General features: G+C 33.6%; 16 protein-coding genes. 5 read left to right on the forward strand and 11 right to left on the reverse strand.

Annotated features, from left to right (window positions below; genetic code table 11):
• Positions 1–146: 146 nt before the first annotated feature.
• The 4 genes from LUU93_RS20950 to tnpA all read right to left on the reverse strand — a co-directional run bounded on the left by LUU93_RS20950 (position 147) and on the right by tnpA (position 3379).
• Complete coding sequence (locus tag LUU93_RS20950; protein WP_232683122.1) at positions 147–761, reverse strand: thioredoxin family protein; 615 nt, start codon at positions 759–761, stop codon at positions 147–149.
• Positions 762–772: 11 nt separating this feature from the next.
• A complete protein-coding gene (locus LUU93_RS20955; protein WP_232683123.1) occupies positions 773–1249 on the reverse strand; it encodes a TlpA disulfide reductase family protein in 477 nt (158 codons plus the stop codon).
• Positions 1250–1421: 172 nt separating this feature from the next.
• Positions 1422–1820 carry a hypothetical protein gene (locus LUU93_RS20960; protein WP_232683124.1) on the reverse strand — a complete coding sequence of 133 codons (399 nt, stop codon included), beginning with the start codon at positions 1818–1820 and terminating at the stop codon, positions 1422–1424.
• A 1097-nt stretch (positions 1821–2917) separates the two neighbouring features.
• A complete protein-coding gene (gene tnpA, locus LUU93_RS20965; protein WP_232683126.1) occupies positions 2918–3379 on the reverse strand; it encodes an IS200/IS605 family transposase in 462 nt (153 codons plus the stop codon).
• Between the two features lie 326 nt (positions 3380–3705).
• Between tnpA and LUU93_RS20970 the strand changes: the two genes are divergently transcribed.
• Genes LUU93_RS20970 through LUU93_RS20985 form a run of 4 tightly spaced genes read left to right on the forward strand, consistent with a single transcriptional unit; the run spans position 3706 to position 5036 of the window.
• Positions 3706–3867, forward strand: coding sequence for a hypothetical protein (locus LUU93_RS20970; RefSeq protein ID WP_232683128.1), 162 nt, complete (start codon positions 3706–3708; stop codon positions 3865–3867).
• A gap of 23 nt (positions 3868–3890) precedes the next feature.
• Entirely contained in the window at positions 3891–4355 is a 465-nt protein-coding gene (locus tag LUU93_RS20975) for a hypothetical protein (protein ID WP_232683129.1), read from the forward strand.
• A 28-nt stretch (positions 4356–4383) separates the two neighbouring features.
• Positions 4384–4785: a hypothetical protein gene (locus LUU93_RS20980; protein WP_232683130.1), complete on the forward strand. Its 402-nt coding sequence runs from the start codon at positions 4384–4386 to the stop codon at positions 4783–4785.
• A 29-nt stretch (positions 4786–4814) separates the two neighbouring features.
• A complete protein-coding gene (locus tag LUU93_RS20985; RefSeq protein WP_232683131.1) occupies positions 4815–5036 on the forward strand; it encodes a PrgI family protein in 222 nt (73 codons plus the stop codon).
• Between the two features lie 142 nt (positions 5037–5178).
• On the opposite strand, the gene LUU93_RS20990 is transcribed toward LUU93_RS20985, so the two are convergent.
• The 5 genes from LUU93_RS20990 to LUU93_RS21010 all read right to left on the reverse strand — a co-directional run bounded on the left by LUU93_RS20990 (position 5179) and on the right by LUU93_RS21010 (position 12961).
• Positions 5179–5559 (reverse strand): SpoIIAA family protein, encoded by a 381-nt coding sequence (locus LUU93_RS20990; RefSeq protein ID WP_232683132.1) that lies wholly within the window; start codon positions 5557–5559, stop codon positions 5179–5181.
• A gap of 548 nt (positions 5560–6107) precedes the next feature.
• Positions 6108–7877 carry a RagB/SusD family nutrient uptake outer membrane protein gene (locus LUU93_RS20995; RefSeq protein WP_232683133.1) on the reverse strand — a complete coding sequence of 590 codons (1770 nt, stop codon included), beginning with the start codon at positions 7875–7877 and terminating at the stop codon, positions 6108–6110.
• Positions 7878–7883: 6 nt separating this feature from the next.
• On the reverse strand, positions 7884–11165 hold the full coding sequence (locus LUU93_RS21000; RefSeq protein WP_232683134.1) for a SusC/RagA family TonB-linked outer membrane protein: 3282 nt from the start codon (positions 11163–11165) through the stop codon (positions 7884–7886).
• 72 nt (positions 11166–11237) lie between these two features.
• Positions 11238–12161, reverse strand: coding sequence for a FecR family protein (locus tag LUU93_RS21005; RefSeq protein ID WP_232683135.1), 924 nt, complete (start codon positions 12159–12161; stop codon positions 11238–11240).
• Positions 12162–12436: 275 nt separating this feature from the next.
• A complete protein-coding gene (locus tag LUU93_RS21010; RefSeq protein ID WP_232683136.1) occupies positions 12437–12961 on the reverse strand; it encodes an RNA polymerase sigma-70 factor in 525 nt (174 codons plus the stop codon).
• Positions 12962–13227: 266 nt separating this feature from the next.
• Here LUU93_RS21010 and LUU93_RS21015 point away from each other — a divergent pair, with 266 nt between their 5' ends.
• Positions 13228–14289: a phosphatidylinositol-specific phospholipase C1-like protein gene (locus LUU93_RS21015; RefSeq protein WP_232683138.1), complete on the forward strand. Its 1062-nt coding sequence runs from the start codon at positions 13228–13230 to the stop codon at positions 14287–14289.
• Between the two features lie 246 nt (positions 14290–14535).
• Here LUU93_RS21015 and LUU93_RS21020 read toward each other — a convergent pair whose 3' ends face one another.
• Both LUU93_RS21020 and LUU93_RS21025 read right to left on the reverse strand, forming a co-directional pair.
• Entirely contained in the window at positions 14536–16461 is a 1926-nt protein-coding gene (locus LUU93_RS21020) for a metallophosphoesterase family protein (RefSeq protein WP_232683139.1), read from the reverse strand.
• A gap of 862 nt (positions 16462–17323) precedes the next feature.
• Positions 17324–20179 carry an RICIN domain-containing protein gene (locus LUU93_RS21025; protein WP_232683140.1) on the reverse strand — a complete coding sequence of 952 codons (2856 nt, stop codon included), beginning with the start codon at positions 20177–20179 and terminating at the stop codon, positions 17324–17326.
• Between the last annotated feature and the right edge of the window lie 20 nt (positions 20180–20199).

The raw sequence follows: 20199 nt of genomic DNA on the forward strand, positions 1-20199 counted from the left end.
AAATCAGCAAGAAATAAAAAATTATCTTGAAAGTGGAATCCGAAAAACCTGAATTAATGTTTTTAGTGGACAATCTTGTTTTTACCAAAAAAAAGAAGCTGTCCTTTTGAGACAGCCTCTTTTTTATACAAATTAAATTCTGATAATTAAGCTTTTGCTTTTCTTTTTACGGTACAGCCAATTTCTTTAGTCTGCGTTATAGCCGGTTTTTGATTACTTTTTAAAGCAGCAATTACATCTTCGGCATATTTTACTTTTTCGGTTTTTGTTCCTTCCGGATCATTATCAATTGCGCCAACATATTCTACAACATTTCCTTTTGCTGTTTTAGAAACGATAAAAATGTGAGGTGTACGTTTTGCTCCATATTCGTCTGTGATTTTTTGTCCCGCATCAAATAAATATGGGAAAGGATATTTTTTCTCTTTTGCCAAATCCTGCATTTTGTTAAAAGTATCTGCTGTAGAAGCTTCGGGATCATTTGGATTAATCGCAATTACCGGATATCCCTGCGGTTTGAATTTTTTATCTAAATCAATAATTCTTTGTTCGTAGCCTACAGCATAAGGACATGCATTACAAGTAAAAACAACAATATAACCTTTTGCATTTGGGAAACTTTCAAAAGAAACTTCTTTATTGTCTACATTTTTCAGCTTAAAATCTGGTGCGGTATCCCCAGCTTTAAGAGTTGTTCCGGTTTGTGCCTGAGCCAGAAAGGCAGAAAGAGCTAATGCGAATAATAGAATTATTTTTTTCATGGTTTACGGGTTTACAGTTTTTTATATTCAGTTAATAATTGTTCATAGGTAAATTCGTTTTCGACAAATTTTCGATTATCATCTTTGATAAAAAGTGTTGCCGGAATACTTCCTGACCAGCTTGGATCTATTCGGTCAATAAATTCCTGCGGACTGCTTTCGTTTAAAAGAAATACTTCATTTTTCAGGTTTTTTCTTTTCACAAACGGAACGACGCTTGAACTCAGTTTCGATTTAAAATCAAGACTTACTAATAAAACGGCCAATTTCTCTGACTTGTGTTCTGCGCCAAGTTTTTCAAAATGCGGTAATTCCTTAATGCAGGGTGCGCACCAGGTTGCCCAAAAATTCACTACATAAGTACTGTCTTTTCCGTTTTTGATCCTTTCATTAAGCTGACTGATATTTAACAGCTTCACATTCTGACTGTATGCCGAAGCCGAAAAAATACCAAATAGAAATAGGCAGAAAAAAGACTTTATTTTCATAAGGAACAGCGCTTTAGGATTAATTTGTGCCTTACAAATATAAACTAATGAAATCTTACTTTTTGTTAATGAAAGTTTAATGGAAATAAAATTTTGCCGCAAAAACGCAAAGTTTCATTTCTCAGAAAAAAATAAATATTTTTTTGATATCATTCCGCAGGAACGTTTGATATTACATTCCTCTTTTAACATTTACATTATTAACAAACAAAAGAGGCTGCATGGTATCCATTTTGATTAAGGATAAAACCCCGGTTTTATTCTCGTTTATTGCATTAATTTTAAAACAAAATTCATTTCCATCTTTATCCCTTAAAGTTAAAAATTCAGAATTATCATCTGAATTATTTTGGCAGCTATGTGAAATGGTGTAACGAAACATAACTTTGAAAATATCCTTGTCGTAATTATAAAGTTTTCCATCTGAAGTAAATACCCATTTTGCATTCCGGTTCGCATCAGCATACCAAGTTCCAATAATTTTTTTTGTCGAAGGGTCTTCAACCTGATTCTGCCCAAAAACAGTAGGAATTTGTAATAAAAACAGTAAAATTAAAAATAGCTTTTTCATATTCTTCTTCTTTAATTGTGTATTAATCCTAAGTAAATTTAGGATTGTCTATAGCATTATATCTCCTTTAAAAAGTTTAATATGTTACAATTAGGTCAAATTTAATCAAATATAAAAGACGTAAAAAACCGTATATCATAAATAATTATTAACCCATAAAAACATTCTCTATGGGACTGTTCCGTAGGAACAATTCATCGGTAGAAAAAAACACATGTGTTTTCATTACGTCCTATAGGGACGTTTGAGATATGTAATATTTTTTTTTACATAAATAGATCTTATTTTTATTTTAATAATATTTGCTTGCCAAACGTTCCTACGGAACGTAATTTTTATTAATTAATTTAGAACTACCAATAAGATGTTCCGATGGAACATTTTTCTTTTAAGGCTGCCTATGAATTGTTTCTAATGGAACATAATTTTGAATCATTAAAATATAATGTTCCATCGGAACATTATTCTTTTAAGGCTGCCTATGAATTGTTTCTAATGGAGCATAATTTTGAATCATTAAATATAATTCTCCATCGGAACATTATTCTTTTAAGGCTGTCTATGAATTGTTTCTAATGGAGCATAATTTTGAATCATTAAAATATAATTCTCCATCGGAACATTATTCTTTTAAGGCTGTCTATGAATTGTTTCTAATGGAGCATAATTTTGAATCATTAAAATATAGAGGCTGTCTCTAAAGTAAAATCAAGCTGTTGAGAATCGCGTAAATGGAAAATTTCTCCGATAGGTATCCGAATAAAAAAGAGGTTGTCTCGACTTTTGAGACAGCCTCTTTTCTTTTAAGGCTGTCTATGAATTGTTTCTAATGGAGCATAATTTTGAATCATTAAATATAATTCTCCATCGGAACATTATTCTTTTAAGGCTGTCTATGAATTGTTTCTAATGGAGCATAATTTTGAATCATTAAAATATAATTCTCCATCGGAACATTATTCTTCTTTTAAGGCTGTCTATGAATTGTTTCTAATGGAACATAATTTTGAATCATTAAAATATAATGTTCCATCGGAACATCTTATCGGTAGAAAAAAACATGTCGTTTTCGTTACGTTCCGTAGGAACGTTTGATATTATAAAATTGGCTCTTTAAAAATATATTGTTCATCATATTCAATTTCAAATGCTTTTAACAATTTTTGATATTCCTCTAAAAAAGTTTCTTTTTTATGATGCTGTTCTTGATTTTGTATATAACGAATTACATTCGGAACATGACTTCTTGAATATGAAAATGCACCATAACCTTCCTGCCATGCAAAATTTACTGAGAATTTTTGTTCTTTAATCCATTTGCTGGTTTCTGTCTTTACATTTTGAATTAGTGAAGAAATAGATTGCGTCGGGCGCATTCCTATAAAAATATGAATATGATCCGGCATACTGTTTACACAAAGCATTTTATGCTGATTTGATTGAATTATGCCTGTTATGTATTGATGTAATCTGTCTTTCCATTCTGCTGCAATTAATGCTTTTCTGAATTTTACTGCAAATACAAATTGTATATGCAGTTGTGTGTATGTATTGGCCATATATTTTTATAAAAAATCAATCGTTCCTATGGAACGCAAAAAAATTAATTTATTTAGCTGCTACCGATAGGATGTTCCGATGGAACATTATGTTTTAATGAATTCAAATTTCTATAAAATTACTAAAACCACATGTCGAGTATATCTCATATAAGCCATTTGAATATCAATTTAGGGCAAAAAACTCATTTTCCAGCTTTTCTGCTTTGTTTGTATACACTATTAAGTACCTGTTAATTATGCAGCTATAATTTATTTTCTTGTAAAACATTCTGTCTCCTGCTTGCTAACTTTGTAAAATACAAACTTTTAAAACTTGAAAGGCTATGAAAACTAAAGTTGAAACTAACAATAATGCTAAAGCAAAAATAGCGGTGACAAGTATAAAAGTGCAAGACGAGAGAATTTCAGGAAAAACCAGAGCAACTGAAAATATAATTAGGCCTTCAGCAAAAGACATGAAGGATTTGCATTCTACAAAAAAATAGGAAATAACTAAAATAAAAACGTTATGGAAAAGCTAAACAACTATGACTACGGTCATACTGATCCGGATTTTATAGATCAAAACACGTTTGTAGATGGTACATATTCTAATGAAGATCAATACAAACAGGATTTAAAGAAAGAAAATAGTCAGGAATTTGGTAAAAGCGATCCTGATGTTATAGAACAAAATACATTGATTGATAATTACGAAAGAAATGAAGATCCGTATCAATATCAGGAAGAATTTATTGAAAGTTTGGAATATCCAGTGCAGGATTTCAAAAAAAACATGAATGTAACATCTGAAAATATTCCGAATCATGAAAGAATCATAAATGAGGATGATGCTGTTACAAATGATGGCAAAGAAAATGATTTTGATGACGATTACGATCCGGAATTAGATTATGAAAATGATTTGGACAAAGACGAAGAATTAGATGATTTTGATGCTGAACATTATCCTGAAAATCATCCGAGAGAATAAACAAAATTAGTTTAAACATTATTAGTTCATGACTATAACAGCACAAATTATCTGGCTTTTTATATTGGCTGTTCCAATAGCGTGCATAAGCTGGACAATGACGCATGAAGAGATTTTTAGGGAGCCTCACGAGTGGTGTGTCAGACATTCTAAAAATGACAGGCATTTACTGACACGAAAATTCTTTTATCTTTTTACCTGCGAATACTGCTTTAGTCATTATGTTACAATTGGCTTTTTAATTTTTACAGATTATAAACTTTTGTTAAACGACTGGCGCGGTTATATTTTGGCCGGGTTTTCGCTGGTATTTATTGCCAACATTTATATGAGCCTTTTTGCACTTCTTAGACAAGCCATAAAAAAAGAAAAAGTGGAAATCGAAAAAATTGAGACTGAAACTGATAACGAAAAGAATATCAACAAATAAAAATACGTTTAATTAAATAAATACAAATCATGGAAAAGTTACAATTCATTGACCCATTATTGCACGGAATCAAACCTATCGAAAATAATACTGCTAATCTTTCAGTAAAACAACTGGCTTTTGCCGGAATTGGTTCAATTTTGATTGGAGCTGTTTTAAAGAAAACCGGACACAATAAAGCTGCCGCAATTGTTGGAAGTCTTGCACTGCCATTATTATCTGCTGCTGTTTACAAAAAAGTATCAAAATAATAAAAAAGCATTCTTGATAATGCTAAAAATGCCCGTTAGGTCAAAAAACTTAACGGGCATTTCTATAAATGTCATGTTTTACATTTTATCTGCTGAGTACTTTTGAATTATCTGATTGCCACATTCTCTAATTAACTAATTTCTAATTAGCAGGCAGATTTATATTTCCTTCAACCCAATTTAATGCTTTGTTGAAAGCTTCTTTTTTAAATCCGTGGAATTCTCCCGGAACTACATAACTAAACCCATTTGTGAAAGAGATAATATCTTCAGAATCTGTTACGATGGCAGCTCTGTTCCACTTTCCTAAATGCTTTAATCCTAAAAGTGCATCCTGAAGCCATGCACCTGCGGTAAAGTTTTCAATATCGGTATCGAGAACCAATAAAAAATTGATTTCACTGGTTTGTTTTACCAAGTGTTCAACGGCTGGAACTACTGCAATTAAAAAGTCTTCTTTTGTAACTTCTGCCAACGCTCTAAAGGCAACAATGTTATCGGTAGTGTCGATTTGATGTATCATAATTTTATACTTTTTTGAGTTATTAATTGAGCTGATTTTTATTTTATAAGCACACTTTATCAAAACACTTAAATTTAACTCAAATTTACTGATTTTATGATAGTTAGTCCTTACATTTTCTCATTTGTTTATTATAATTTTTTAAGGGATAAGTTTTTTTAAAGGTGCAGAGGCGAAAAGGTGCAAAGGGACAGAGTTTTTGTATTGGAGTGAAATATTGGGCGTGAGACGCACTGCAGTACGCCTCTACAATACCTAACAAAAAATTAAATTCACAAAGATTTTCCGTAGAAATGCACTGCAGTACGTCTAACATCAAATTTATTAGGTTTACAGAGAAAAATAATATGTTTTATTGGAACGGAATATTGGGCGTGAGACGCACTGCGGTGCGTCTCTACAATACCTAACGAAAAATTAAATTCACAAAGATTTTCCATAAAATCAAAAAAAACTTTTCGCCTTTGTTCCTCAAAAAAGAAAAAGCCTGCTTCTTCCGAAGACAGGCTTTTTTCAAAAAAAAAATAAAAATAAACTAACACAAATTCTTAATTGTATCCTTGATTTTGCTGGAATTGTTTGGTCACATCAATTGTTGACTGAGGAATTGGGAATACTCTTCTAAAAGGCTGTGAAGCTGCTTTTGCAGTTCCCGGAAGATCAAATTTTCCGAAACGGATCATTTGTGGTCTTCTGTATAATTCCCAATACAATTCGAAACCTATTTCGTTGTATAATACTGTTTGATCTATTGATGTTAATGGTTTTCCAGATGCACTTGCATATAAAGATTCTCTTTTTCTGCTTGTACGCAATTTGTTAAGGTCGTCCATTGCTAATCCTGTGCTTCCTTTTCTAAAATAAGCTTCAGCTCTCATTGTGTAGATTCCGCCTAAACGGTATAACGGTATATCGACATTACTGTTTCCGTTTCCTCCTTCCGGGTCAAATTCATATTTAAAAATACGTGCTCCCTGATTGATTTCGTTTTGAGCAAAAACAGCCTGAGCAGGATTTTTAAAGGTTAAAGATGGTGTAAAATCCATTCTGGTTGTTGTACTTTTTTCCATATATAATGGAGAAACTTTGATACGGTTACCTGTCATTTCAAGAGATCCCGAAGCCAGTAATTTTGGTCCGTATTGTAGTCCGTACTGAATTCCTCTGTTAAAATGAAACCAAGGTAAATTAGCGCTTTTTGGTACAATATCCGTTGCAGGAGTACTTACATCTGTACCATCATTCATAAACCATGTACCATCACCATATTGATATTTTTGTTGGAATCTTGGATCATCATGATTTCCATCCCATGTTGCAAAAAACTCAGGAGTTGTACAAGCTGCATTTGTTCCTCTGTTTGCTGCAGAAGTTCTTTGGTTGCGCTCCATACATACATATGCAAAACTGTTAGAACCATTACGGATGTAATCTATTTTTTGGGAAATAGCAAAAATAAGTTCTTTACCATTGTCATTATCTCTCGCAAAGTTTTTGAAATAATCGCTTTCTAAAGAATATTTTCCAGAATTGATTAATAATGAAGTATAATAAATTACACGATCCATATCTGTTCCTGTACCACTTACTGCAGCTTCGCTAAAATTAAAGTTAGAAGCAGCATTGTAACGATCTTTAAAAACAGCGCGATTTAAATACATTGTAGCCAGGAAACCGTAAGCAGCTTCTTTTGTAAATCTTCCGTGGTGTGTTTGCTGTTCTCCCATATTGGCTAAATCCGGAATTAAAGCTTCAACATCGGCAATTAAAACATCAATCTGTGTGTTAGCTTTTAAAATCTGCAAAGGCGCATTTGGGTTCATTGGATCTCTGTATGGTGCTTGTCCGTACAAATCTAAAGTTGTATACAAATAATACGCTAAAAGTCCTTTGGCTTCGGCCAAAAATAATTTCTTCTCAGGAATAGAACTTTCCTGAACTGACTGAATTGCAGTTAAAGAACGTGTAATTCCATTTGTCAGTAAATTCCAGTTATCACCAACAATAGCATTATCAGATTTCCATGTAAATTCATGCATATCTCTCCATTTTCCGCCATCTCCCCAGTCACTTCCACGAGTTGGCAGGATTGCTTCATCTGTAGAATATTCCTGTAAAGAAAAAACCCCGCCATGATCTGTAAAAGTTCTGTCTCCCAATCGGTCATAAGCTGCGGCAAGCGCTCCTGCAGGATTTGAAGCATTTTCTCCCAAAACCTCATCAAGAACAACTTCGTCAAGATCAGTACAGCTGGCAAAAAGCCAAACAAAAGAGAATAATGCGATTAATTTTATATTAAAAATTTTATTTGTCTTCATAATAAATTATAGTTTTAAAGTTGCTCCAAAACTGAATGTTCTAGAAGTTGGGTAACTAGCATAATCAATACCAATAGATTGGTTGCCGCCGTTTGATTTAGGACTGTTGATTAACGGGTCGTAACCTGTGTAATTTGTAATTGTTACTAAGTTCTGACCTGTTACATAAAGTGTTAATCCGTTGATCCAGTTCATTCCTTTTAAATCGAAATTGTAACCAATACGAGCCGTGTTTAATCGGATAAAATCTGATTTTTCTAAGAAAAGAGTTGACAAGATTGGAGAGTTTGCCGGGTTTGCCCCAGACTCATAATAACCAGTTGCAACGTTACGATCAGATGCTAAGTTGTTTATATTTAATGCATTTAAACCTGTATTATTCAATAAATAACCGCCAGTCTGCCCGATGATTGAGAATGAGAATGTAAAGTTTTTATATCTCATATCACTATTAAATCCATAATAGAAAGTTGGTAAAGCACCTTCGATAATTACTCTGTCGCTGTTATCAATTTTACCATCTCCGTTTTGATCTTTAAAAATATTAGCACCGTTTTGGTCAAAACCAACATGCTGTAACAAATAGAAAGATCCTGCTGCGTAGCCGCTTTTGTAAATATTAGCATTTACACCAGATTGTCCTGGTCCTGAAATAGTTCCTGTTAAAATTTCTGAAACCGGAAGATTTTCGATTTTGTTGTTTAAAGTCGCACCGTTCATATCGATATTCCAAGAAAAATCTTTTTTGTCGATTAATTTTGAACCTATCATAAACTCAAAACCTTTATTGATGATTTTTCCGTCGATGTTTGTCCAGATAGTAGTTGTTGGGCTTAAAGCCTGAGAAGGAACATTTAAAATCGCATCTGTCGTTGTTTTGTTGAAATAATCTAAAGTTCCGTAGAATTTATCATTCCAAAAACTAAAATCTAAACCAGCATTATATTGTGTAACAACCTCCCATTTTAAGTCAGGATTTGGTGTTCTGTTTACAGAAACTCCGTTAACCAGATTCAAATCGTTGTATAAATAATATCCATCGGCGCCAGATAATGAATAACTTGCCTGCGTAATTTTATTTTCAACTTCCTGATTTCCTGTTTGCCCCCAGCTTAATCTCAATTTTAAATTGCTTAGAGCAGTGGCATTTTCTAAGAAACTTTCTTTAGCAATATTCCATCCCATTGCAAATGAAGGAAAGTAACCGTATTTGTTATTTTTACCAAAACGAGTCGATCCGTCAGCTCTCATAGAAGCTGTTAAAAGATACTTTTCGTTGAAAGTATAATTTAATCTTCCAAAATAAGACTGTAATTCATTTTCCTGTGCATAACCTGAAGTTCCAGACTGTGTTCCTGCAAAACCAGGATTGATAGAAGGCTTTACACCAACTCCCTGAGCAGAGATTCCGTCGATGCTGAAAGCTGTTCCAGATCTTTCAAATTTTTGATAAGAAAACCCGCCAAGAGCTTCAATTTTATGTTTGTCTAAATTTAGATTGTAAGTCAAATAATGCTCAATCAAAGAATTTTTAGAATCTAAGTTGTTTTGAACATATTTTCCTTTTGGGTTCAAATCTGTTAAGTTTGGATAAATTGTCGTATTTCTTTCCGCCATAGAACGGTCGATACCAATATTCAATTTATACTCTAATCCGTTAACAATTCTTAAAGATGTTTCTAAGTTTCCTAAAACTCTTAAAGTGCGGGTACGATCCTCATAAATGCTTAATAAATAAGCCGGATTGTAATGTGCATTCATGTTAAAGTTCGTGTAATTTCCGTTAGCATCAAAAACAGAACGTGTTGGGTTTGCCATTAAAGTATGTACGATCAATTGTCCGTTAGAACCTCCATCATCACTTGTAGGAACACCGTCGTCTTTCGTTTCACTTGCAGTAAGGTTCATTTTTACTTTTAAACGTTTGTTGTCTAAAAATGATTCCGCAGCGTTAATTCTTCCTGAAATACGTTTAAAATTACTATTGTTTACAACACCTTCCTGATCCATTTGAGCAAGAGATGCGTAGTAATTTCCTGTTTCTGTTTGTTTAGAAAATGACAATGAATTGTTTGAAGTAATTGCCGTTCTGTAAATTACATCCTGCCAGTCTGTATTTCCACCGTGATCAAAAGCAGGGTCTTTAATTGCAGCTCTATATTGGCCTGCATTTAAAACATCTAGTTTTTTTGCCACATTAGCAATTCCCATATAAGAATCTAATGTTAAAGTTCCTTCACCTTTTGAACCTTTTTTAGTTGTAACCAAAACAACACCGTTAGATCCTCTTGCGCCATAAATTGCAGAAGCCGATGCATCTTTTAAAATCGTAATTGATTCGATATCACTTGTATTCAAAAAGTTTAATGGATTTTTAGCAGATGAATTTCCAAAACCAACATTGCTTCCTGAAGGACTTACATCATCATTTGACAATGGCACACCATCAACAACAAATAAGGGCGTACTACCGCTTCTGATAGAACCAACTCCTCTAATCGTAACATTTACTCCTGCTCCAGGCTCACCACTTGTGTTTACAACACGTACACCGGCAACTTTTCCCTGAATTAAATTATCTACAGAAATATTTACTCCTTGTTTAAAGTTTGCCGCTTCTAATTGTGTAACCGCACCGGTAACATCTTTTTTAGATTGTTTTCCGTAACCTACAACCAAAACCTCATTTAATTCTGAAGTACTTGGCTCTAATTGAATTGTCATATAGCCAGTCTGTGCAGGAAGGATTTTGGTTTTATAACCTACGTACGAAACTTCGATCGTTCTTCCTTCTCCAACAGAAAGTTCAAATACACCATCAAAATCAGTAACAGTTGAGTTAGAAGTACTTGTTTCCATTACTGTTGCACCCGGAATAGGCACTTTGTTTTCGTCAACAATTTTTCCTTTTACTTTAATTCTGTCAACAGCTTTAGTATTTACTGCTTTTGGCGCTGTTGTTTTTTGGATTAAAACTAATTTTCCGCTGATGTTATAATTGAAATTTGCTTTTTTTGAAAGATCGTTCAAAATTGCCGCAACCGATTCTCCATTGTAATTTACTGTATATGCAGTATTATCAGCAATTACTGCTTGTCCGTAACTGAACTTATAATCAGTCTGCTGGCTTAATTTTGAAAAAATAGAAACAAGTGTAGCTTTTTCTGTTTTATTTTCTACTTTTGATTTTTTTAAATTAGTTTTACTAAAACCACTCTCAATGGTTAGTAACGCTAGTACTAAAAAGATAAAACTCTTTAGATTTAAATAAGAAGGTTTAAAATACATGATTTAAGTTATTGGTTTTTTACGATACTTAATTATTAATGGCAGTTGTTCTCAGCAGCTGCTTTTTTGTTTTTAATCCACTTTTACTATTTCGCCATAAACTTTGAATTTTAGGTTTGTGATATAATTTATTTGTTCTAAAACATTCTCTAATGCTGCGTCTTTCTTAATGAATACCGTTAACGGCGTTGCTAATACCTGTTCATTATCATATTGAAATGAAACTCCGTATTTATATTGTAAAATAGTAATAACCTGTTTAAGAGTAGTCTGGTTTAGTGTTACATCGGTATTGTACCAATTAACCAAAAGTGCTTTGTCAGCAAGTTGTTTCGTTAATTTTTGCGATTCAAAAAGTGCTTCTTCATTTGGAACCAAATCAACACTCTGCCCTTTTGAGGTAACATTTACTTTTCCGGTTACAACAATGACTTCGCATTTTGATTTTGACATTTGAATGTGAAATGATGTTCCCATAACTCTCGTTTTAACTTCGCCGGAAGTAATGATAAAAGGATGTTTTTTGTCTTTGGTAACTTCAAAAAAAGCATTACCTTTTAATAGGGAAACCTTTCTTTCACCGCCTTTAAATTTTTCAGGATACTGAAATGATGAATTTGCTGCCAGATAAATTTTCGTGCCATCACTTAAACTGATAGATTTGGGGGTATCTGACGTTTTAAATGATAGTTGTTTTTCGACTGCAATACTTGGTCTAAAGAAAAAACCTAAACCAGCAAGAAAAAGAATACTGGCAGCAGCCATGTATTTTAAATAAGGATTAAAGGCTTTCTTCTTCTCCATTCGAAGCTGAATTCCGTCATATATATTTCTGGAAACCTCATCAGAATTCCCCATTGAAGATTCATCCCATTTTGAATTTTGATATTCACTTAAAGCAAAATTATGCAGCAGATTTTCTTCTGCCTCTGAAGTTTTATTTCGGGAACTTTTATCAATTAGATATTCTAAACTATGCTTGATTCTTTTTATCATAAATATGTTACTGCCTGTTGCGATTTTCTAACACATAAGACATAGTTTTTTTACTTCTTAAAGGCGTTTCACTTACATTAACAATCATAATGTATTACGATTAGCTATGTGTAAAAACTAGTTTTTTTATTCTCTTTTCTCAAAAAGAAATACCTATGTTTCTATGTGTTTAAAAAAAGCCAATTCAATTAAATGACTTATTATTACAAGTAAGTACCGAAAGTTTAAAATCGTACTATCGAGAAATATTATGAAACCATTAACAGAAAGTTATCTTAAAAATTTTGTTTAAAAAAGATAATTGGAGCCATCCAGGCCAGATCTTTCAAGCCTTCACGCAATTGTTTTAATGCCGATGAAATTTGATTTTTTACCGTTTGTTTCGAAATTCCAAGTTCGTCTGCAATCTGGTCAATTGACATATCCTGAAATTTATACATCAATAAAACCTCTTTTCTTTTCTCCGGAAGTTTGTCTAATAAAGAATAAAGTAAATCCATTACTTCCGGGTCAATCGACGAAAAATTGTCGATAATGTAATCTTCAAATTTATCTTCCATAATCGTCTTGTCGAAACGATTATTTTGGTAATGTTTAAAAATCTGATTTTTTACCGCTCTGAATAAATAAGGTTCGATCGCATTAATGTTTAAATCATCTTTTCGTTCCCATAAATCAATAAAAACATCCTGAACAATATTCTGCGCCAAGTCTTTATCCTGAGTCATTGTATACGAAAAGGCATTAAGTTTCTGCCAGTAATCAGTATACGTTTTTTCAAAAATTTCAGGATTCTTCATTGGTTATTTTGGTCACATTAAGTGATGTAAAATAAGGAAATGTTATACCAATAGTTTTTGCCTGAAAGTTATCTTTAAATTAAATTTGAAATACTTTTGCTTTATTAATACTACTATTTTTGAGCAAAAATGACAGTTGGTTTGCGATTTGTTTTCGTTTAGCTAACACAAAAATTAAATACCAATTTTACTTTAGTACTCTCTAGAAAATGCAATTCTCATTTGCTGCGCTTCCATACTTTTTAATCCTAATTTCATCCAAAATCATGAAACAAATTTTGTTTGCATTGCTTTTTGCCGGGACAGTACAATTGAGCCAGGCGCAAAATGACAACCTAAAAATTAACCAGATACAAGTTATTGGCTCACACAACAGTTACCGACACAACATTGAACCTGATTTATATAACTTTATTCAGGCAAAAGATACTTTACGTTCGCTAAAAGGTTTACAGTATACTCACATCAGCATTACAGAACAGTTAAATAAAGGTTTACGCCAATTGGAAATTGATATTTTTGCCGATGCTAAAGGCGGGAAATATGCGCATCCAAAAGGTCTTGATATTGTAAAACAACAAGAAGCATACGATCCAAACGGGTTAATGAAAAAACCGGGTTTTAAAGTTTTCCACATGCCGGATATTGATTTTAAAACTTCTTGTTACACTTTCGAAATTTGTCTTCAGGAATTAAAAAAATGGTCGGATGCGAATCCTGGTCACATTCCGGTTTTCATTACTTTGGAACCAAAAGACGGTGATGCTAATTTCTTCGGAACAAAACCAGAAGATTTCACTGCTGCTATTTTTGATGAAGTAGATAAGGTAATCCGTAAAGAGTTAGGAAAAGACAAATTAATCACACCAGATATGGTACGTGGAAAATACAAAACGCTGGAAGAAGCAGTTTTAAACAACAACTGGCCAACACTAAAAAAAGCAAAAGGCAAATTCTTGTTTATTTTGGATAATAACGGAGCAAAAAGAGATTTATATGCTTTAAATCACCCGTCATTAAAAGGTCGTGCGGTTTTCATCAATGCCGAGCCCGGAAAACCAGAAGCTGCAACAATATTCAGAAATAATCCTGAAGATGCTACAATAGCCGATTTAGTTAAAAAAGGCTACATAATAAGAACCAGAGCTGATGCTGATACCAAAGAAGCAAGAGCAAACGATTACACGCATTTCAATGCCGCAAAAACGTCAGGAGCACAAATCATCACTACCGATTATTATTTACCGAGTACTTTCTTTAATTCTCCTTATCAAATTAAATATGATGATGGGACTTATGTGAGAGTTGATCCGGTTAATGGTAATTAGGTTTTAGTTTACAGTCGCAGTCACAGTTTTCAAGATTGTGACTGTGATTTTTTTTAACGCAAAGAGCGCAAAGGTTTTTCGCAAAGTTTACAAAGGCTTTTGTTTGCGTTTATTAATAAACGTAAAGTTCGCAAAGCTATAATTGATAAAGCTTTGCGAACTTTGATTTTTAAAAATCTTCTTAAAAAAACTTTGTGTCCTTTGCGAAAAACCTTTGCGCCCTTTGCGTTAAAATATACACTAAAATTACTTCAAGCTTTTAACTTCACCCGTTTTCAAATCAACTGTAAAATGATCTGCAGGAACTTCATGCATGAATTTGTTAAAGATGTCAAGAAACAATTTCATCTGTTTTTGCAAAGGTTTAGCAACTTCTTCTTTAGAATTCTCTAAATACAGCTTCGATAAAACTTTATAAGCGGCAACACGTTTTTCTCCTACATCGGCAAGAGCCAATTCATCAGCACTTCTAAAACGGTAAAAGTCGATTAAAAGATCATTTCCTGTCCAGTTAAAATCTTCTTTTTTGAGATTGTTTTGAGCTAAAATTTGTTCCGATTTCAATTCGGCTTCATTCCATTCCTTTTGAAACTGTGATTTGTTTTTCAGAATAAAATCAAAATCTTTATCCGATTGAAGATTCGCCAAAACCAATAAATCATTAGCCGAAACATTCAGAATAAAATCCTTAAAAGCAGAAGGCCAGTCATCTGATAAAAATCTTAATCGAACTAATTCCTTCAAATGGAAATCGGTGAAATCGTGGTAATTTTTAGTTTTTAGAATATCGATATTCCAAATGTCTTTTGCATTCTGACTTTGCAAAAACTGATATTCCATTTTATACAAATCAAAAAGTTCATCAAATCCTTCAACCTCATCAATTGTAATAGTTTGAATATCGACCAGATTATCTTTTTTAATCGTCAATAATTTATAAGCTGGAATATAAGCCGCAAGCGACGGCGTTTGAATATTAACCAAAGTATTTCCTTTTGCAGTGGTGCGTAATCCTGTATCGTTGATATGCATGTGCCCGCCAAAATGAATCTTCAATCCCGCATCGGCAAAAACCTGAGCCACTTCTTCAACAGGAACTCGATTCAACTGCCATTTATTTGGACCTAATAATTCTTTTATTTCTGCAGAAGCGTCATCATTAAAATCAATCATTGGAAAATGGCTGAAAGCAACCAAAGTTTTTCCGCGAAGTCTGGCTTCCGTCGAAATATCCTGAACCCATTTTATAAGATGTTTTTTATTTGAAAGTACATTATTATAACCTGTACTTGCTTCAGAATAACTTTTGGAGTCTTTTGGATCGCCATCGGTTTTCTTCGGAATATAAACATTTCCGTCGATTGCCATTAACCAAAGTCCGTCGATTGGTTCCACGACATAACTTACGTCCGGAACTTCAAATCCAGGCGCAACATTGTACACTCTTTTGGTTAATTGTGAAGCTTCAACGGCTTTTTTGTAACTGTAGTTTTGGGAATTATAACTGGCAAAAGGAGTCGACCAGAATTTGTATTTTTTATTCGGATAAAATCCGAAGTTTTGCAGATCATTGGTTATGCCTAAATAACCCATTTTAGCAATATCGGCTGTTATGACAACTGGCTGTTCGATATTCATGTTTGGCTTATACATGCCGTCTTTGCTAAAAATGGGTTGGCTTTTTCCTTCTTTTCCTAAAAAATCTTCTTTTCCCGATTCCTGAGCAAATGGTCCAACCGGGTCATGATTTCCGGTGGTTATAAAAAACTCAATACCATATTTTTTTTGGTATTGATCTAAAATTTTCTTCAATCCGCGCACGTGTATCGGCTGTCCGTCATCGGTGTAATCGCCCGGGAGTGCAACGTATTTTATTTTTCTTTTCGCAATATCTTCAAGAGCAGCAATGAAGGCAAAATAATTTTCATTGAAAATTCTCGTCGAATGTAACTGCGAGGCCATCGTTCTTATTAACGTATATTTTCCGGTTTTGGTATTCAAAACACCTTTAAATTCATTATCAGAAAAGCTTCCAAACAAATCCTGAAGATGAACATCAGATAAAAATGCAACCTGAACACCGTCTAAATTCTTTTGGTTTTGGGCTGAAATGCTATGATTAAAGATTATTATAAAGAGTATAATTATTGACGAAGTAAATTTTAAATTCATAGGTTTTAAGCTTTTGCAAAATGGGGAATTTATTAAAAGTAATAAGCAGCAATTTTATCGATTTAAAGATGAAATGAGTTTATGTTATTGTTATCGAATGATAATTTTTACGGGATTTTTGATTGGTTAAAATTTTCAGTTGTCCCTACGGGACAATTTGTGTGGTGCGTGTCGTTTATTTTTTTACCGAAGATTTACCTCTAATGAGGTAATTTTTACAAAAATTTTAAAAACTCCGTTAGGAGTTTCTGGTCGGTAGAAAAAAGAATATGACGTAAACAAAATTGTCCTGTAGGGACAACTCTCTTAGCAATTACCGCATAAAAAATCAAACGAATAATTTATTATAAAAAATGTATAGTCCCTACGGGACAATTATATTGTGGTCACATTTTTTTCTACCGATATTTAACTCCTAACGGAGTTTTCTAAATTGTAGTAAGTTTACCTCGTTAGAGGTTAAATATCGGTAGAACATAAATCATCGCCTCCCGAAAAATGTCCCGTAGGGCAATGTCATTAAGTTAAGCTTTTAGAAAATAAAATTATTGCAAATCAAATCCGTGTTTATCCGCGTTTTTACGAAGTAAATCTGTTTTATCCGCGTCACAATTAGACGCTGATTTTACTGATTCGTTAAAGCGAAAACGCTGATAAAAACTGATTTTTCTAATGACTTTCTTAATTAAACGGTTAAGTAATTTTATAGATTTCCTCTTAACTTAATGACATTGCCCGGAGGGACTATACGCAAATTATCTAACTCTGAATAAAATATTGACAACAAAAAAAGGCTGTCATTACTGACAGCCTTTACATTAAAACCTAAAATTTAATGTATAAAACCATTATGGCGAATGGATTATTTCTTTATAAAACGTTTTATTATTTTTTCTCCATTTTTTTCAAAAACAACAAAATAAATTCCTTGTCTTAAATGCGAAACATTCAAACTGTTATCATTGCTTTTTTGTGATGAAACTACAGAACCTTGAGAATCTATTACTTTAATATTTCCTCCCGAAACATCTTTTGTAAAGAAAAGCGTTTCTGAAACCGGATTTGGATAAACATTAAAAACAACATCTTTAATTTCTTCATCAATAACTGCAGCTGGTGCTCCTGCTCCAACTTTTGTAATTCTAATCCAGTTGATGTTCATTCCCGTATTTTGAATGTAGATTCCGAAATTATATGTTCCGGCATTTACGTTTACGGTTTGAGTAATCGTCTGCCAGTTTTGCCAGCCTCCTGTATTTGGAATATCAACATTTCCTAACAGAATAGTTCCACCGTTTAAATCAGATGATAATCTGCCGCCAGTTACGGCACTTGCCACTCTGTATTCAATTAAATAAGAACCAGTTGTTGGGAAATTAATGTTGTTATACGCAAGCCAATCGCCCGTTTCTGTGTAACCTACGTTTGAACCTCCGCCAGTATCTGTAGTTGTTTCAACCTGAATACCGCTCATTGCTGAATAATCTTCTGCCTGAATTAAATTAGAAGTCTGAGAAGCTGTTGTTGCAATTAATTTCCATTGTCCGCACGTTTGGTTGTTGTTGTCCCATTGCTGAACATTGGCACCATTTGCAGTACTTGCTCCGGCAACCTCAACGATTCTTCCGCTATGTCTGGCAACGATTTTATAAAAGCCATCGCCTGTAGAAACCAGAATGAATTGCTGATTTGTAGTTCCGTTATACGGATATTGCTCTACGCTTACACCATTTGCTGTATTGAAACCATTTACGTCTAATGATTGTCCGCTGTGATTTACAATGATTTTGTATAAACCGTCACCTAAATGTGTAAACGTAAATTTTTGATTGTTTCCAGTATTTGCAGTTCCTTGTTTGATACCTGCTCCGTTTGTTAAACTGGCATTCCAAACATCCATATTTAGATTGCTGTTTCGGTTTTGAAGGAAGAAAGTCTGATTTCCTAAAGTTGTAACTCCGTTTGCCAGAATTCGAATCGAACTTACTTTATCATTCCAGGTTGTATTCAAACATGAATTATCAGAATTAATTACAGTTGAAGCTCCGGTAAAATTATCATCCTGATATAAAATTGCCTGAAATCCCTGCGTAACTCTAAGTGACGAAATATCATCATTTAAAATGCCTAAAGAATTTAAACGGGCCAGATTATAATCTCCAATAGTTAATCCGCCTGAGAAACCTGTATAATTACAATCTTTATAAGCAGTAATTACACCAGTTGTTGGATTGATGTTTCCTCCCGGTGGAATTGTTCCTGTAACTGAATAACTTCCGATAGAACCGTAAGCCGAATATCCACCGCTTCCGGCATTACCTGCTCCGTTTCCATCAACGCCGACAAAATATTTACCAGCCGGAAGATTTACATTCATAGAAGCATTTAAAGCAAACGGATCAGAATTCCAATACGTTCCCATTTCTGTTCCTGCCGAATTATATAATCTTAATAAAAGATGCAGGTTTCCGTCTCTTGAAACAGTGTTTGCATTTATAGAAACATTTCCGCCGCCAGTTGTAAATGTGAAGAAATCATAATCTGCTGCACTTGAAATAATTCCATTTTTTTGATTGATTGCTCCACTTGCATTATAATCTAAAGTGGCTGCAGAAGCGGTATTATCTCCATAATCGTCTCCGCGATATCCAACTCCAAATTTAGAACCTGCAATTGTCGCTACGTCATCTTGTAAATTATTAGCAAAATTGTATTCGCCTTTACTCCATTGTACAACAGGTCTGTAATATCCAGCACCCATAATTGGAGCCCACGAAGTTCCGTCTAAACCTACGAAATAATCTTCGGCAGGATTGGTACGTCCGTCGTGACCCAAATCAAAAGTATGTCCAATTTCGTGAGAAGAAGCATCACCACCCGATTTTCCGGAAGTAATAAATACCCAACAAGGTACATCATTATCCCAGTTAAAAGAACCAATGTAAGCTACACCACCCGCGCCCGGAGCTGCCGTATTTGTTGGCGTTACTACAACACGCATTCTTCTGTTTCTTGGGTAAGAATTAAAAACAGCTTCGCTTGTGGTTACGTTTAGATTAAAAGGTCTGTAATCTTCTGAAACTACTTCCCAATGCTGCTGAACTGCTGCATCGCTCATTCCTGAAGCGGCTGCGTTAATCGCATTACCATTGTTCCAAAGATTTCCTGCAGGCATATAATAACCATCAAAATCTAATAAAACGCAGCCTGCTCCACCCGGTAAACTTTGAAGGTTTAGCAATGCCGGAGCAATTTCTGCTGCCGCTGTTGTTTTATTTGCTGCTTTTGATGGAAGATTTTTATAATCGATACAAACCAAAGTATTAATATCTACTTTAGAGACAAAAGCATTTCCTTGTGCATCAGAGTAATATTTGTAGGCTTCTCTGGTTTTCTTTAAAATAATATGACCTTCAAGAGATTGATCTTTAACTTTAATATAAAAAGAAGATTCTGCAACATTTTTAATTTCTCCAATTAAAAATTCACTTGACTGATCTGATTCTTTATAGTTTATTTTTCCGTTAAAGCTTTTGGAATCGGCTGCCTGAAGCAGAATTGTTTTTTCTGGCCCTTTTGCAGTTGTTGAAGAAACTAATCCATTTTTTATTTTATTCAAGAATGTTTTGCTCGAACCTAAGGAAGTCTGCGCCATGGCAAAATATCCAAAGGAAATTATCAAGAGTAAACTTAACCGAAATCTGTAAATATTTTTCATATAATTGGGGTTAAAAGGTG

The organism is Flavobacterium soyae (assembly GCF_021245985.1).
Taxonomy (GTDB): Bacteria; Bacteroidota; Bacteroidia; order Flavobacteriales; family Flavobacteriaceae; genus Flavobacterium; species Flavobacterium soyae.

Bases quoted from the DNA above. Each gene is read 5' to 3' on its own strand.
- LUU93_RS21010 (WP_232683136.1), bottom strand. From the start codon at position 12,961: ATGAAGAATCCTGAAATTTTTGAAAAAACGTATACTGATTACTGGCAG.
- LUU93_RS20960 (WP_232683124.1), bottom strand. From the start codon at position 1,820: ATGAAAAAGCTATTTTTAATTTTACTGTTTTTATTACAAATTCCTACT.
- LUU93_RS20990 (WP_232683132.1), bottom strand. From the start codon at position 5,559: ATGATACATCAAATCGACACTACCGATAACATTGTTGCCTTTAGAGCG.
- LUU93_RS20950 (WP_232683122.1), bottom strand. From the start codon at position 761: ATGAAAAAAATAATTCTATTATTCGCATTAGCTCTTTCTGCCTTTCTG.
- LUU93_RS21015 (WP_232683138.1), top strand. From the start codon at position 13,228: ATGAAACAAATTTTGTTTGCATTGCTTTTTGCCGGGACAGTACAATTG.
- LUU93_RS21020 (WP_232683139.1), bottom strand. From the start codon at position 16,461: ATGAATTTAAAATTTACTTCGTCAATAATTATACTCTTTATAATAATC.
- LUU93_RS21000 (WP_232683134.1), bottom strand. From the start codon at position 11,165: ATGTATTTTAAACCTTCTTATTTAAATCTAAAGAGTTTTATCTTTTTA.
- LUU93_RS21025 (WP_232683140.1), bottom strand. From the start codon at position 20,179: ATGAAAAATATTTACAGATTTCGGTTAAGTTTACTCTTGATAATTTCC.
- LUU93_RS20985 (WP_232683131.1), top strand. From the start codon at position 4,815: ATGGAAAAGTTACAATTCATTGACCCATTATTGCACGGAATCAAACCT.
- LUU93_RS20980 (WP_232683130.1), top strand. From the start codon at position 4,384: ATGACTATAACAGCACAAATTATCTGGCTTTTTATATTGGCTGTTCCA.
- LUU93_RS21005 (WP_232683135.1), bottom strand. From the start codon at position 12,161: ATGATAAAAAGAATCAAGCATAGTTTAGAATATCTAATTGATAAAAGT.
- LUU93_RS20995 (WP_232683133.1), bottom strand. From the start codon at position 7,877: ATGAAGACAAATAAAATTTTTAATATAAAATTAATCGCATTATTCTCT.
- LUU93_RS20955 (WP_232683123.1), bottom strand. From the start codon at position 1,249: ATGAAAATAAAGTCTTTTTTCTGCCTATTTCTATTTGGTATTTTTTCG.
- tnpA (WP_232683126.1), bottom strand. From the start codon at position 3,379: ATGGCCAATACATACACACAACTGCATATACAATTTGTATTTGCAGTA.
- LUU93_RS20975 (WP_232683129.1), top strand. From the start codon at position 3,891: ATGGAAAAGCTAAACAACTATGACTACGGTCATACTGATCCGGATTTT.
- LUU93_RS20970 (WP_232683128.1), top strand. From the start codon at position 3,706: ATGAAAACTAAAGTTGAAACTAACAATAATGCTAAAGCAAAAATAGCG.